This window comes from Thermus aquaticus (assembly GCF_001280255.1).
Classification (GTDB): Bacteria; Deinococcota; Deinococci; order Deinococcales; family Thermaceae; genus Thermus; species Thermus aquaticus.
Genome location: NZ_LHCI01000106.1, coordinates 417,907 through 430,051, shown reverse-complemented (window position 1 = coordinate 430,051; position 12,145 = coordinate 417,907). Strand labels below are relative to the sequence as shown.

The 12,145-nt window shown below is 70.0% G+C and carries 18 protein-coding genes; 10 read left to right on the top strand and 8 right to left on the bottom strand.

Annotated features, from left to right (window positions below; translation table 11 throughout):
* The first annotated feature begins 13 nt into the window (after positions 1 to 13).
* The 4 genes from BVI061214_RS03285 to folE are packed head-to-tail and all read left to right on the top strand — an operon-like array spanning position 14 to position 2,571.
* A complete protein-coding gene (locus BVI061214_RS03285) occupies positions 14 to 877 on the top strand; it encodes a DUF1028 domain-containing protein (protein ID WP_053767277.1) in 864 nt (287 codons plus the stop codon).
* Positions 868 to 1,248 (top strand): NUDIX hydrolase, encoded by a 381-nt coding sequence (locus BVI061214_RS03280; protein WP_053767276.1) that lies wholly within the window; start codon positions 868 to 870, stop codon positions 1,246 to 1,248. The genes BVI061214_RS03285 and BVI061214_RS03280 overlap by 10 nt, the downstream gene beginning before the upstream one ends.
* Positions 1,229 to 1,918 carry a gamma carbonic anhydrase family protein gene (locus BVI061214_RS03275; protein WP_053767275.1) on the top strand — a complete coding sequence of 230 codons (690 nt, stop codon included), beginning with the start codon at positions 1,229 to 1,231 and terminating at the stop codon, positions 1,916 to 1,918. Before BVI061214_RS03280 ends, BVI061214_RS03275 begins: the two co-directional genes overlap by 20 nt.
* 38 nt (positions 1,919 to 1,956) lie before the next feature.
* A complete protein-coding gene (folE, locus tag BVI061214_RS03270; RefSeq protein WP_053767274.1) occupies positions 1,957 to 2,571 on the top strand; it encodes a GTP cyclohydrolase I FolE in 615 nt (204 codons plus the stop codon).
* 3 nt (positions 2,572 to 2,574) lie between these two features.
* Here the strand turns inward: folE and BVI061214_RS03265 are convergent, their stop codons facing one another.
* The 5 genes from BVI061214_RS03265 to rlmB are packed head-to-tail and all read right to left on the bottom strand — an operon-like array spanning position 2,575 to position 5,691.
* On the bottom strand, positions 2,575 to 2,787 hold the full coding sequence (locus BVI061214_RS03265) for a DUF2905 domain-containing protein (protein ID WP_053767273.1): 213 nt from the start codon (positions 2,785 to 2,787) through the stop codon (positions 2,575 to 2,577).
* Positions 2,774 to 3,682, bottom strand: coding sequence for a glucokinase (locus tag BVI061214_RS03260; protein WP_053767272.1), 909 nt, complete (start codon positions 3,680 to 3,682; stop codon positions 2,774 to 2,776). Before BVI061214_RS03260 ends, BVI061214_RS03265 begins: the two co-directional genes overlap by 14 nt.
* Positions 3,679 to 3,915 (bottom strand): hypothetical protein, encoded by a 237-nt coding sequence (locus tag BVI061214_RS03255; RefSeq protein ID WP_053767271.1) that lies wholly within the window; start codon positions 3,913 to 3,915, stop codon positions 3,679 to 3,681. Before BVI061214_RS03255 ends, BVI061214_RS03260 begins: the two co-directional genes overlap by 4 nt.
* Positions 3,900 to 4,970 (bottom strand): M20 family metallopeptidase, encoded by a 1,071-nt coding sequence (locus BVI061214_RS03250; RefSeq protein ID WP_053767270.1) that lies wholly within the window; start codon positions 4,968 to 4,970, stop codon positions 3,900 to 3,902. The genes BVI061214_RS03255 and BVI061214_RS03250 overlap by 16 nt, the downstream gene beginning before the upstream one ends.
* 4 nt (positions 4,971 to 4,974) lie before the next feature.
* Positions 4,975 to 5,691, bottom strand: a complete 717-nt coding sequence (gene rlmB / locus BVI061214_RS03245) for a 23S rRNA (guanosine(2251)-2'-O)-methyltransferase RlmB (RefSeq protein WP_053767269.1) — start codon at positions 5,689 to 5,691, stop codon at positions 4,975 to 4,977.
* A 40-nt stretch (positions 5,692 to 5,731) separates the two neighbouring features.
* On the opposite strand from rlmB, the gene BVI061214_RS03240 reads away from it, so the two are divergent.
* Genes BVI061214_RS03240 through BVI061214_RS03220 form a run of 5 tightly spaced genes read left to right on the top strand, consistent with a single transcriptional unit; the run spans position 5,732 to position 8,202 of the window.
* On the top strand, positions 5,732 to 6,166 hold the full coding sequence (locus BVI061214_RS03240) for a universal stress protein (RefSeq protein WP_053767268.1): 435 nt from the start codon (positions 5,732 to 5,734) through the stop codon (positions 6,164 to 6,166).
* Between the two features lie 9 nt (positions 6,167 to 6,175).
* A complete protein-coding gene (locus BVI061214_RS03235) occupies positions 6,176 to 6,691 on the top strand; it encodes an LOG family protein (RefSeq protein WP_053767267.1) in 516 nt (171 codons plus the stop codon).
* A complete protein-coding gene (locus tag BVI061214_RS03230) occupies positions 6,688 to 7,056 on the top strand; it encodes a hypothetical protein (protein ID WP_053767266.1) in 369 nt (122 codons plus the stop codon). The genes BVI061214_RS03235 and BVI061214_RS03230 overlap by 4 nt, the downstream gene beginning before the upstream one ends.
* Complete coding sequence (locus BVI061214_RS03225; RefSeq protein ID WP_053767265.1) at positions 7,053 to 7,802, top strand: HAD family hydrolase; 750 nt, start codon at positions 7,053 to 7,055, stop codon at positions 7,800 to 7,802. The genes BVI061214_RS03230 and BVI061214_RS03225 overlap by 4 nt, the downstream gene beginning before the upstream one ends.
* 10 nt (positions 7,803 to 7,812) lie before the next feature.
* A complete protein-coding gene (locus tag BVI061214_RS03220) occupies positions 7,813 to 8,202 on the top strand; it encodes a hypothetical protein (RefSeq protein WP_053767264.1) in 390 nt (129 codons plus the stop codon).
* Here BVI061214_RS03220 and BVI061214_RS03215 read toward each other — a convergent pair.
* Genes BVI061214_RS03215 through amrS form a run of 3 tightly spaced genes read right to left on the bottom strand, consistent with a single transcriptional unit; the run spans position 8,199 to position 10,592 of the window.
* Positions 8,199 to 8,753 (bottom strand): Uma2 family endonuclease, encoded by a 555-nt coding sequence (locus tag BVI061214_RS03215; protein WP_053767263.1) that lies wholly within the window; start codon positions 8,751 to 8,753, stop codon positions 8,199 to 8,201. The two genes, BVI061214_RS03220 and BVI061214_RS03215, sit on opposite strands and share 4 nt — an antisense overlap.
* Before the next feature lie 4 nt (positions 8,754 to 8,757).
* Entirely contained in the window at positions 8,758 to 9,552 is a 795-nt protein-coding gene (gene amrB, locus BVI061214_RS03210; RefSeq protein WP_053768569.1) for an AmmeMemoRadiSam system protein B, read from the bottom strand.
* Positions 9,540 to 10,592 carry an AmmeMemoRadiSam system radical SAM enzyme gene (amrS, locus tag BVI061214_RS03205; protein ID WP_053767262.1) on the bottom strand — a complete coding sequence of 351 codons (1,053 nt, stop codon included), beginning with the start codon at positions 10,590 to 10,592 and terminating at the stop codon, positions 9,540 to 9,542. The genes amrB and amrS overlap by 13 nt, the downstream gene beginning before the upstream one ends.
* Positions 10,593 to 10,628: 36 nt before the next feature.
* Between amrS and BVI061214_RS03200 the strand changes: the two genes are divergently transcribed.
* A complete protein-coding gene (locus BVI061214_RS03200) occupies positions 10,629 to 12,032 on the top strand; it encodes an SWIM zinc finger family protein (protein ID WP_053768568.1) in 1,404 nt (467 codons plus the stop codon).
* The last annotated feature ends 113 nt before the right edge of the window (positions 12,033 to 12,145 follow it).

Below are 12,145 nucleotides of genomic sequence, written 5' to 3'. Positions count from 1 at the left end.
TTAGGATAAGGGCATGAGGATCGCCACCTTCTCCCTGGTGGCCCGGGACCCGGATACGGGGGACCTGGGCGTGGCGGTGGCCAGCAAGTTCCTGGCGGTGGGGGCGGTGGTGCCCTTCGCCGAGGCGGGGGTGGGGGCCATCGCCACCCAGTCCTACGCCAACCCCCGCTACGGTCCCCAGGGCCTGGCCCTTCTGCGCCAGGGGGCAAGCCCCGAAGGGGTCCTGGAGGCCTTCCGCCGCACGGACCCCGATCTGGAAAAGCGCCAGTTCGGGCTGGTGGCGGCCACCGGGGAGAGCCTCACCTTCACCGGGGCCGAGTGCCACCCCTGGGCCGGGGGGCTTTCGGGGGAGGGCTTCGCCGCCCAGGGGAACCTCCTCTCGGGCCCGGAGGTGGTGGAGGCCATGGTGGAGGCCTTCCTTTCCGCCCAGGCTCCCTTCCCCGAAAGGCTCCTCCTGGCCCTGAAGGCGGGGGAGGAGGCCGGAGGGGACCGAAGGGGCAAGCAGTCGGCGGCCCTTTTGGTGGTGGGGGAGAAGAAGGGGTACGGGGGGCTTTGGGACCGCTACATAGACCTGCGGGCCGACGACCACCCCGAGCCGGTGGAGGAGCTCTTCCGCCTCCTTTCCCTCCACCGCCTCCTCTTTGAGAGGCCCAAAGAGCGGCGCCCCCTCACCGAGGAAGAGGTGCGCTTTTTCCAGGGGGTCCTAAAGCGCCTGGGGCTTTACCGGGGCGAGGTGGACGGGGTCTTCGGGGAGGAGACGGAGCGGGCCTTTCTGGCCCTCGTCGGCATGGAGAACCTGGAGGAGCGCTACCAGGGGGGGCCGGAGGTGGACGAGGCCACCCTGGCCTACCTCAAGGGGAGGTACGGATGGAGCTAGGGGCGGGGGGCGTGGTCTTCAACTCTAGGGGGGAGGTCCTCCTCCTCCGGGACCGCATGGGCTTCTGGGTCTTTCCCAAGGGGCACCCCGAGGAAGGGGAGGCCCTCGAGGCCGCCGCCCTTCGCGAGGTGCGGGAGGAGACGGGGGTGGAGGCCCAGGTCCTTCTCCCCCTCTTCCCCACCCGCTACGTGAACCCCAAGGGGGTGGCGCGGGAGGTGCACTGGTTCCTCATGCGGGGGGAGGGGGAGCCCCGGCTGGAGGAGGGGATGACCGGGGCGGGCTGGTTTACCCCCGAGGAGGCCCGGGCCCGCCTGGCCTTCCCCGAGGACCTGAGGCTTCTGGAGGTGGCCCTTGAGCGCCTACCGCTTTGAGGACAAGACCCCCAGGATCCACCCCCAGGCCTTCATCGCCCCCGGGGCCTACGTGGTGGGGGAGGTGGAGGTGGGGGAAGGGGCCTCCATATGGTTCGCCGCCGTGGTGCGGGGGGATCTGGAGAGGGTGGTCATCGGCCCGGGGAGCAATGTCCAGGACGGGGCCGTCCTCCACGCCGACCCGGGCTTCCCCTGCCTCATCGGGCCCTCCGTCACTGTGGGCCACCGGGCTATCGTCCACGGGGCGGTGGTGGAGGAGGGGGCCTTGATCGGCATGGGGGCCATCGTCCTGAACGGGGCTCGCATCGGCAAGAACGCCGTGGTGGGGGCGGGGGCGGTGGTCACGGCGGGCACGGAGGTCCCCGAGGGGATGCTGGCCCTGGGGGTCCCGGCCCGGGTGGTTAGGCCCGCGCCGCCTCCCGGGAACGCGCCCCGCTACCGGGCCCTGGCCGAGCGGTACGCCAAGGGGCTTTCCCCCATGGCCCTTCCCCGGCGGTACCGCCTCACCTTAAGGGGCCAGGACGCCCTCAACCCCTTTAGCGAGCTCCACCTGAGGCTTAAGCGGGAAAAGGGGCTTTTGCAGGCCCTGAGGCGGGCGGCCCAGGGCTTTCCCCTGGAGGAAGAAGAGGCCAGGCCCCTCCTCCTGGAGGGCCTCATCGCCCCCGAGTGAGCCCGGGGCTACATTGGGGAAAGGCCAAAGAGGTCAGTATGGAGCGCAAGATGGTGGAGATAGAGGAGACGGGGCTCACCTTTGAAACCGAGCTGGACCTGGGCCGCCTCGAGGGCCTGGCGGCAGAGTGGCTCCAGGTGATCGGGGAGGACCCCAACCGGGAGGGCCTCCTGAAGACCCCGGAAAGGGTGGCCAAGGCCTGGGCCTTCCTCACCCGCGGGTACCGGCAGAGCCTGGAAGAGATCGTCAACGGGGCCGTCTTCCGGGCCGAGGGCAGCGAGATGGTGGTGGTGAAGGGCATTGAGTTCTACTCCCTGTGCGAGCACCACATGCTCCCCTTCTTCGGCCAGGTCCACATCGGCTACATCCCCGGGGAGAAGATCCTGGGCCTTTCCAAGTTCGCCCGCATCGTGGACCTGTTCGCCCGCCGCCTTCAGGTGCAGGAGAGGCTTTCCGTGCAGATCGCCGAGGCCATCCAGCAGGTCCTGGAGCCCAGGGGCGTGGGGGTGGTGGTGGAGGGAGTCCACCTGTGCATGATGATGCGGGGGGTGGAGAAGCAGCACTCCCGCACCGTCACCAGCGCCATGCTGGGGGTCTTCCGGGAGGACGCCAGGACCCGGGAGGAGTTCCTGAGCCACCTCAAGGGGGCCTGAGCCTTAGCGGCGTAGGAGGTTGAGGAGCAGGGTCAGGATCAGGGAGAGGAGAAGGGCCGAGGTGAGGGGTATGTAGACCCTAAGCCCTTCCCGCTCTATGCGGATGTCCCCGGGCAGGTGGCCGAACCAGGCGAAGAGCTTGGGGAAGTAGAGGAGGATAAGCCCGAGGAGGAGCAGGAAGAGCCCGGCGTAGATTAGGACCTTACCCGCTTCCATCCCGCGCCTCCAGATAGGCGGTGAGGGCCGCCCCCAATAGCCCCGCCTCCGGCCCCAGGAGGGCCTTCCTGACGGGCGGGGCCTCCCAGCCCTGCAAATAGCGGCGGTAGGCCTCTTGGAGGGCCTCAAAGTACCCCTCGGGGGCGTTCAGGGCGATGCCGCCCCCCAGGATGACCACCCCGGGGTCAAAGGCCTTGACCAGGCTGGCCAGGCCGATCCCCACGTACCTGGCCGCCTGGAGGAGGATGCGCTCCGCCTTGGGGTCTTTTTCCTCGTAGAGGCGGAAGAGCTCCCGGGTGTCCACCGGGCGGCCGTAGGCGTAGCCCGCCTCCCGCTCCAGGGCCCGGCCCGCCGCCAGGGCCTCCAGGCACCCCTCGAGGCCGCACCCGCAGACCGGCCCCCCGGGGAGCAAGGTGGTGTGGCCCAGCTCCCCTCCCTGCCCCCTCTCTCCCCTCAGGACCCGCCCCTCCAGGACCACGCCCCCGCCAATCCCGGTGGACACGGTGAGGAAGAGGGAGCTTTTTTCCCCCTTGCCCGCCCCCAAGTGGTGCTCGGCCAAAGCGGCGGCGTTGGCGTCGTTTTCCAGGTAGACGGGCCTGCCCGTGGCCTCCTCTAGGAGGCGGCGGATGGGGAAGTCCTGGAGGCCTGGGATGTTGGGGGTGAAGCGGATCACCCCCTCCCGGAAGTCCAAGGGCCCCGGGGTGCCGAGGCCCAGGGCCAAGGCCCTCCCCCCCGCCTCCTCCTCCGCCCGCCTCGCCGCCTCCGCCAACGCCGCCACCACCGCCTTCCCCCCCTCCTTGGGGGTGGGAAGGAGGACGCGGGAGAGGAGCCTTTCGCCGTCAAAGGCCCCGGCGGCGATCTTGGTGCCTCCCAGGTCCAATCCCACCACCATCATGGGATCTCCTCCTCCAAAAGGGCCTCGGCCTCCCCCAAAAGGGCCTCGGGCACCCAGAGGGCCACGTCCCCCATGTAGGTGCCCAAAGCGGCCTCGGGGAGGCCGGCAAAGGGGGTTTCCAGAAGGGCGGGGATGCCCCTGGCCTCCAGCCGGGCCTTCACCCCCTCGGCTACGGGCCTGGGGGCGGTGAGGAGCTTCCGGTAAGGGGTTCCGGCCACTAGGCGGCGTTCCATAAGGCCTCCACCAGGCGCACGTAGTCCTGGGCCGCGGCCTCCACCTCGGCGAGGGGGATGGCCTCCTTCAGGGTGTGGGCTAGAGCAGGGTCCCCGGGGCCAAAGCCCAGGACCGGGGCTTTGGCCCCCAGGTAGGGGGCGTCGGTGGTGAAGGGCCAAAGCCCGGCCTCCTCCTGCCCCAGGGCCTTAAGGGCTGCCCTTAGGAGGGGGTGGTCAGGGGGGAGGCGGTAGGGGGGCCAGAGGGCGGGGATGGTCATCCGCACCTCCCCCGAGGCGCGTTCCTCCTCGGGGATGTAGACCGAGGCATCCCCCAGGGTCCTCAGGGCCTCTAAAAGCCTTTCCAGGTCCGCCTCGGGCTCGTAGCGCACGTCCAGGTAAAGGCGCACCACCCCCGGGGTCTGGTTCCTGGCCCCGGGGAAGGTGTCCACCCGGGTGGGGGTGATCTTGAGGCCCGGGAAAGGCGGAAGGGCCTTTAGGGCCAGAAGGTACTCGGCCAGGTCGTAGAGGGCGTTTTCCGGCCCCGAAAGGGCGGCGTGCTCCGCCACGCCCTCCAGGTCCACGAAGACCTCCGCCCGGCCCCGGTGCCCCCGCATGAGCCTGCGCCCGGAGGGCTCCCCCAGGACGAAGGCCAGGGGGGAAAGCCTCCCTTGGGCGTGGCGGCTCCCCAGGCCCCCCACCTCCTCCTGCACCGTGGCCAGGAAGCGGACCCGCCCCTTTGGGGGCCTCCCCTTAAGCTCCTCCAGGGCCAGGAGCATGGCCACCAGGGGGCCCTTCATGTCCACCGCCCCCCGGCCGTAGACCACGCCCTCCACCACGGCCCCCTGGGGGTGGGGCCAGAGGGCCTCGTCCCCCACGGGGACCACGTCCATGTGCCCGGTGAGGACCACCTCGGGCTCCTTCTCCCCCAGGAGGGCCTCCACGTTGCCGGCCTCGTCCAGCCCCGCCTCGAGGCCCATCCCCTTCAGGGCCTCCAGGAGGAGGCCCGCCACCTCCCCCTCCCCGCCGGGAAGGCCTTGGGCCTGGAGGAGGCGGGAGAGGAGCCTGACCCAGTCCACGCCCCTATGCTACACCCCGGGCCAGGGCCGCCTGGTAGAGGGCGATGCCCAGGGCCACGGAGGCGTTTAGGGACTCGGCCTCGGGCCGGATGGGGATGCGGAAGAGCTCGTCGCAGCTTTCCCGCACCAGCCTCCGCATCCCCTCCCCCTCGGAGCCCACCACCAGGGCCAGGGGCCTTTTGAAGTCCAGCTCCCTTGGGGCCTTCTCCCCCTTAAGGTCCAGGCCGTAGACCCAGACCCCCCGCTCCTTGAGGGCCGTGAGGGTCCTGGGCAGGTTCTTGACCCGGATTACGGGAAGCTTCAACGCGGCGCCGGCGCTGGCCTTCAGGGCGAGAGGGGAAAGGGGGGCGGCCCGGCGCTCCTCGGAGAGGACCCCGTGGGCCCCCAGGGCCAGGGCGCTTCGGATCATGGCCCCGTAGTTCCTGGGGTCGGTGATGCCGTCCAGGGCCACGAGGAGGGGGGGCTCCCCCCGCCTCTCTGCCAGGAGGAAGGCCTCCTCCAAGGAGGCGTACCTGGGCTCCTCCACCAAAGCGGCGATCCCCTGGTGGTGGGTGGTCTTGAGGAGGGTGTCCAGCTCAATCCGGGGGACCAGGGTGTAGGAAGCCCCTAGGCGGTCCAGCTCCTTTAGAAGCCAGCCCTCCACGCCCCTGGCCACCAGGATCTCCCTGGCCCGCCCTTCCCGGAGGGCCTCGAGGACCGGGTTCCGCCCGTAGATCCACATGGCCCGAGTCTACGACGGTATGATGAAAAGAGGAGGTGCCATGTACAAGACCATCCTCATGCCCACCGACGGAAGCCCCTGCAGCCTCCAGGCCCTGGAGCACGGCCTGGGCCTGGCCAAGGCCCTGGGCGCCAAGGTCCACTTCCTCTACGTCCTGGAAAACCCCGCCCAGGCCATCTGGATCGCCCCGGAGAGCGTGCCCTATGGCCTTGAGCTCCTGGAGGACCTGAGGAAGGCGGGGGAGGAGGCCGTCGCCAAAGCCCTTGCTATGGCCCAGGAGAAGGGGGTGGAGGCCACGGGGGAGGTCAAGGAGGGGGTGCCCATCCCCACCATCGTGGAGGCGGCCAAGGGCTACGACCTCCTGGTCATGGGCACCCACGGGCGCACGGGGCTGGACAAGCTCCTTTTGGGCTCGGTGACGGAGGGGGTCCTGCACCGGGTCTCCGTCCCAGTCCTGGTGGTGCGCTGCCGCTAGGCCATCTTGATGCGCCTCGTCGCGGCCTTCGTCTCCTCGAGGCTCTCGCCGGATAGCCCCCTTTACCCTAAGCTGGTCCGCTACGGGGAGGTCCTGGCCGAGGAGAGGTTCGGCCTGGCCTGCGGCGGGTACCAGGGGGGAATGGCCGCCTTGGCCAAGGGCGTCAAGGCCAGAGGGGGCCTGGTGGTGGGGGTCACGGCCCCCGCCCTTTTTCCGGAAAGGCCGGGGCCAAGCCCCTACGTGGACCTGGAGCTTCCCGCCCACAGCCTCCCCGAGCGCATCGGCCGCCTTCTGGACCTGGGGGCCGGGTACCTGGCCCTGCCGGGCGGGGTGGGTACCCTGGCGGAGCTCACCCTGGCCTGGAACCTCCTCTACCTGAGGCGGGGCCTGGGGCGGCCCCTGGCCGTGGACCCCTACTGGCTCGCCTTCCTCCGACCCCACGGGGAGATCGCCCGGGAGGACCTGGACCTGGTCCAGGTGGTGGCCGACGAGGAGGACCTGAGGGCCTTTTTGAGGTCGCTGTGAGCGAGACCGTTTTGGTGCAGGTGCCGGATTTGGGCCAGGGGGTGAGCTTCTACCAGGCCCTGGGCCTGGCCCTGGAGGAGCTCATCCCCGAGAGGGAGGCTTTGCTTTCCCCCCGGGAAGGCCCCCTGCTCCTCTTAAGGCCGGGCCCGGGAGGGGTGGAGCGCGGGCCCCAGAGGCCCAGGCCCGAGGGGCAGGGCTTCGCCCGGGTGCGGCTGGAGGAGGGGCGGCTCGTCTTTTTGGTGGCGAGCTTGGAGCACGAGCGCCTGCGCCTGGCCAAGTACGGCCTGGCCTTTTTGGAGGCCGGGGGGCACCTCCTCCTCTTTGACCCGGGGGAGAACCCCGTGCTGGTGCGGGAGGGCCCGTGAAGCGGCTTTGGCTTTTGGACCTGGACGACACCCTTTTAGAGGACCACCGGGTGAGCCGGGAGGTCCTGGAGGCCCTGGGAAGGGCCCTGGGGGTGGAGGGGCTTTTCCCGGCGGTGAAGGCCAAAGCCGAGGCCCTCTTCAAGGAGGCCCCCTTTTATCCCTGGGCAGAGGCCATCGGCCACTCGGCCCTGGAAGCCCTCTGGGCCAGGTATTCCACGCCGGGCCTCGAGGGCCTGGCCGCCTGGGCCAAGGGCTTCCGCCAGAGGGTCTTCCGGGAGGCCTTGGCGGCCTTGGGGGGGCCGGTGGAAAGGGCCGGGGAGCTGGCCGAGGCCTTCTTCCGGGAGAGGCGCCGCTTTCCCCTCTTCCCCGAGGTGCCGGAGTTCCTGGCCGCCCTAAGGGCGAAGGGAGCCATCCCCGTCCTCCTCACCAACGGGGTGCCGGACCTCCAGCGGGAAAAGCTCGTGGGGGCGGGGCTTATAGAGGCCTTCCCCCTCACCTTGGTCTCCGGGGAGGTGGGCCTGGGCAAGCCGGACCCCAGGCTCTTCCGCATGGCCCTCTGCGCCTTCGGGGCGGGTCCAGAGGAGGCGGTCATGGTGGGGGACAACCCACAGCGGGACATCCAGGGGGCCCTCCTTGCCGGCATCCAGGCGGTCTGGGTGGACCGGGGCTACCGCCCCCCTGACCCCCGCTTTCCCCCTCACCTCAGCGTGAGGGACCTCCGGGAGGCCCTGGCCCTTTTGGGGTAGACTCCGGGCCATGTACGAGGCCCTTCTCGTCCTTCACAACCTGGTGCGCTGGCTGGTCCTCCTCTTTGGCCTCTGGACCCTCCTTGACCCCAGGCCCCGCCCGGGCGCCCTCTTCGCCCACACCCTCACCCTGCAGGTGGTCTTGGGGGTGGTCCTGGCCTTCCTTAGCCCCCTTTTCCAGGGGGCCCTGGCGGCCCTGGACCAGGTCATGCGCACCCCCGGCGAGGCCCGCTACTTTGTGGCCGAGCACTGGGTGGGGGGGCTTTTGGCCCTGGGGCTGGCCCACGGGGGGCTCGCCCAGGCCAGGAAGGGGAAGCCCTTGGCCCGGCTCCTCTTCGGCCTGGCCCTTCTGGTCCTCCTCCTCTCCATCCCCTGGTTCCGGCCCCTTTTCCGGCTCTAGAGGAGGCTTTCCACCTCCAGGCTCACCTCGGGGAAGGCCAGGGGGCTCACCCGGTCCCCGGGCTTGAGAAGGGAGGCTTCCCGGTAGCCCTGGGGCGAGGGATGGCGGAAGAGGTGGAGGGCCCTCTCCCCCAGGTCCAAAACCCACACCTCCGGGATTCCGTGCCGAGCGTATAGGGGCACTTTGCGCTCCAGGTCGTGGGCCTTAGAGGACTCGGCCACCTCCACCAGGAGAAGCACGTCCTCGGGGCCAGGGTGGGCCTCCCGGTACAGGTCCTCCCGGGGCTTGAGGAGGGCCAGGTCCGGTTGCGGCTCGGAGAAGGCGTCCAGGCGCACGGGGTCCTGGATGGCCATGAGGCAGCGCCCCTGGGCCTCGAGGGGGGAAAGGAGGAGGCGCAGGCGGCGCAGGGCGGCGGCGTGGCGGCTTCCGATGGGGCTCATCTGCCAGATCTCCCCTTCCAAAAGCTCCATCCGGTCGTCCTCCCCTAGGAGGCCCGCCTCCACCATCCGGTGGTATTCCTCCGCGGTGAAGCGCTTGCGGACCGGGGTCATGGTCTCAGTCTAGCCCGTAGGCCACCGCCGCGTACCCCACCACCCGCCTGCGGTCGCCGAAGACCTCGGCGCTGGTGGCGTAGGCCAGAAGCCTGGGCCTCCAGCCCTGGGCCCGGGCCAGGGCGGTGAGGCTGGCCCAGGGGAGGCGGCCGCAGGCCTCGGCCCGGGAAAGGGCCTCGGCGTCCAGGCTTAGGGCGATCTCCAGGGTCCTCCTGTCCCGCTCCCGGGCCACGGGGTCCGGGTGGTAGTGGGAGAGGTCGCTGCTGGCCACCACCAGGTCCTGGGGGCTAAGCTCCGGCAAGAGGGCCTCGGCCACCCTCAAAGGGTCCACCTCGCCGAAGAGGAGGGGCAGGATGGGCACCCCGGGGAGGGCCACCTGGAGGAAGGGGAGGAGGACCTCGAGGCTATGCTCCTCCCAGAAGGGCTCTTCCAGCTTTAGAAAGGGAAAGCCCAGCTCCAAAAGCCTTCTTCCCCCCTCCAGGTCCACGGCCACCTCCCCAAGAGGCGTGCGCCAGGCCCGGTAGGGGTAGAAGGCCACCCCTAGGAAAGGGACGAAGTGGCTGGGCCCCAGGAGGATGGCCCTTTGCGCCTGGCCCCTAAAGCCGGAGAGGGCCTGGAAGCTTTCCGCCGCCACCTTCCCCGAGTACCCGTAGCCGGCGTGGGGGGCGAGGACCCCCCGGACCCCGGGGAGGGGCGGGGTCTTGGCGGCCTTCAGAAGGGAAGCGACCTCCTCCCGAAGGGCCTCCCGTTCCCCGGGGTAGAACTGCCCCGCCACGTAGGCCGGCCTCACCAGGTCCATACGCCGGGAATCCTCCTCCCGCACCCCGGGCAGACCCCGGGCTCCTGCCAGAGGGTTTCCGCCCTGAACCCCCGCCGGCAGACGAGGAGCCGGCCGCAGTCCGGGCAGCGGGTGGAGCTCCTTGCTTCGTCCAGGACGTTGCCCACGTAGACGAACCTGAGCCCCTCTTCCCTGGCGATCTCGTAGGCCCGCACCAAGGTGGCGTGCCGGGTGGGCTTAAGGTCGGGCATCCGGTAGTCGGGGTGGGCGGCGGTGAGGTGCCAGGGGACTTCGGGGGAGAGGCCTTTGAGGAAGCGGGCCATGGCCCGGACCTCCTCCTCGGAGTCGTTGTAGCCCTCCAGGAGGAGGGTGGTGACCTCCACCCAAACCCCGGAGGCCACCAGGTGCTCCAGGCTCTCCAGGACGGGTTTAAGGCGGGCTCCGCAGATCTCCCGGTAGAACTTCTCGGTGAAGCCCTTGAGGTCCACGTTGGCGGCGTCCAGGTAGGGGCGGATGTAGTCCCAGGCCTCCTTCGTCTCAAAGCCGCTGGTCACGAAGACGTTCTTCATGCCCCGGGCCTTGGCCAGCCTGGCGGTGTCGTGGGCGTACTCCATGAAGACGGCGGGCTCGTTGTAGGTGTAGGCGATGAGCCGCACCCCTAGGGCCTCGGCCGTGGCCACGATCCTCTCCGGGGGCCAGTCCTCGCCGATGGGCCGGTCCAAACGGCCTTCTGGGCTCACGGAAAACTCCCGGAACTGGGAGATCTGCCAGTTCTGGCAAAAGGCGCAGAAGAGGTTGCACCCCACGGTGCCCAGGGAGAGGATCCCCTCCCCGGGGTGGAAGTGGTAGAGGGGCTTCTTCTCCACCGGGTCCAGGCGCACGGCGGCCGCCTTGCCGTAGGTGACCAAGTAAAGCTTGCCGCCCAGGTTGCGGCGCACGCCGCACTTGCCCGCCTGGCCCTCGGGGATGGCGCAGTAGTGGGCGCAGGCCCGGCACTGGACGTAGCCCTTGGGCAAGGAACGCTTCAGGTCCGCTTCCCTCAAGGTGGTGGTCAGGGTCATTGGATAGCGCTAAGCCCAGTATAGCAAACTGTGGGCGTGGCTCCCTTTCCCCCCGAGAAGGAAGAGGACTTCGCCCCCTTCTTCCCCAGGGAGGTCCTGCGCCGGGGCCTGGCCTACGCCAAGGAGGGGCGGGTGCGCCGGGTCTTTCGGGTGGGGGACTGGCTTCTGGGCGAGGTGCAGGGCTCGGAGCCCGAGCCCTACCGCGTGGAGGTGGGCCCGGGCCTTCTCGGGCGGTGCACCTGCCCCTACCCCGGCTTCCCCTGCAAGCACGCGGCGGCCCTTCTCTACGCCTACCTCGAGGCCCAGCCCAGGGAGGACCTCCTCATGAGCCTGGAGCGCCTCCCCCCCGAGGAGGCCAAGGCCCTCCTTAAGGCTTTAGCCCAGGTGCCGGAGGTGGCCCTATGGCTGGGAGAGGTCCTCCTGCCGGAGAAAAGCTTCCTGGAGGGGGTGCGGGCCCTGCGCCAGGCCTTCCTCCTGGGAGGAGGGGAGGAGGAGGCCAAGGCCCTGCTCCTGAGGCTTCCCAGGGTGGGGGAGAAGGAGGTCCTGGCCTTTTTGGAGGCCCTTCTGGAGGCCCCCTTTGACCCCGAGCCCTACCTCCGGGCCGGGGTGGGGCGGTATCTGGAGTTGGCCCAGGATCCCTTACCCCTTCTCCGCCTTTACCTGAAGGCCCCTTCCCCGGCTTTGGAGGAGGCCCTCTTGGAGCTGGGGAAGAGGGACCCGGAAGGGCTTCTTCCCCACCTCTCGGGGAAGGACCCCTGGGGCCTCAAGCGGGGCCTGAAGGAAAGGCTGCTTCTGGCCCTGGGCCGGGAGGAGGAGGCTTTGGGCCTCATGCGGGAGCATCTGGAGGGCCCCGAGGACTACCTGGCCCTGGTGGAGCGCCTCCTCGCCCTGGGGCGGGAGGAGGAGGCCCTCCGCTACGCCGAGGAGGCCCTGGAGTGGTTCGGCAAGGACCCCAGGCTCTTCCCTTTGGTGGACCTGCTGGCGCGGCGAAGGGGCAGGCCCGAGGACCTCTTCCTCCGCTTCGCCCTGCGGCCTAGCCTCGAGGACTACGCCGCCCTCAAGGCCCTTTTGGGCAGGGCCTTTCCGGAAAAGCGGCGGGAGCTTCTAAAGGGGGTGCGGGACCCCGCCCTCCTGGCCCGGATTCACCTCCTGGAGGAGGACTGGCGGGCTTTGGACCGCCTCCTCAAAGGGGCTCCCCGGGTGGCCTACCCCGCCCTGGCCGAGGTCCTGGAGGGGCGGCTTCCCGAGGAGGCCCTGCGCCTTTATCTGGAGGCGGCCAGGGACCTGGTGGAGGCCGGAGGCCGGGAACGGTACCGGGAAGCGGCCAGGCTCCTGGCTAAGGCCCGGGCCCTGGACCCGGGGCGGGTAGCGGCTTTTTTGAGGGACCTGAGGACCCTCTACCCCAGGAGGCGGGCCCTTTGGGAGGAGCTTGGCTCTTAGAGGCTGTCGTAAAAGTCCTCCAGGGGCAGTTACGCGGCCCTGGCTAGCCGCCTCACCAACAATCGTAGCATGCCCAGATAGACCCAGGCCTCGCTTACCCGAGGGTTCTCCTC

Coding starts and splice junctions, on each gene's coding strand:
- BVI061214_RS03285 (WP_053767277.1), top strand. CDS start 14: ATGAGGATCGCCACCTTCTCCCTGGTGGCCCGGGACCCGGATACGGGG.
- BVI061214_RS03280 (WP_053767276.1), top strand. CDS start 868: ATGGAGCTAGGGGCGGGGGGCGTGGTCTTCAACTCTAGGGGGGAGGTC.
- folE (WP_053767274.1), top strand. CDS start 1,957: ATGGAGCGCAAGATGGTGGAGATAGAGGAGACGGGGCTCACCTTTGAA.
- BVI061214_RS03265 (WP_053767273.1), bottom strand. CDS start 2,787: ATGGAAGCGGGTAAGGTCCTAATCTACGCCGGGCTCTTCCTGCTCCTC.
- BVI061214_RS03260 (WP_053767272.1), bottom strand. CDS start 3,682: ATGATGGTGGTGGGATTGGACCTGGGAGGCACCAAGATCGCCGCCGGG.
- BVI061214_RS03255 (WP_053767271.1), bottom strand. CDS start 3,915: ATGGAACGCCGCCTAGTGGCCGGAACCCCTTACCGGAAGCTCCTCACC.
- rlmB (WP_053767269.1), bottom strand. CDS start 5,691: ATGTGGATCTACGGGCGGAACCCGGTCCTCGAGGCCCTCCGGGAAGGG.
- BVI061214_RS03240 (WP_053767268.1), top strand. CDS start 5,732: ATGTACAAGACCATCCTCATGCCCACCGACGGAAGCCCCTGCAGCCTC.
- BVI061214_RS03235 (WP_053767267.1), top strand. CDS start 6,176: ATGCGCCTCGTCGCGGCCTTCGTCTCCTCGAGGCTCTCGCCGGATAGC.
- BVI061214_RS03220 (WP_053767264.1), top strand. CDS start 7,813: ATGTACGAGGCCCTTCTCGTCCTTCACAACCTGGTGCGCTGGCTGGTC.
- BVI061214_RS03215 (WP_053767263.1), bottom strand. CDS start 8,753: ATGACCCCGGTCCGCAAGCGCTTCACCGCGGAGGAATACCACCGGATG.
- amrB (WP_053768569.1), bottom strand. CDS start 9,552: ATGGACCTGGTGAGGCCGGCCTACGTGGCGGGGCAGTTCTACCCCGGG.
- amrS (WP_053767262.1), bottom strand. CDS start 10,592: ATGACCCTGACCACCACCTTGAGGGAAGCGGACCTGAAGCGTTCCTTG.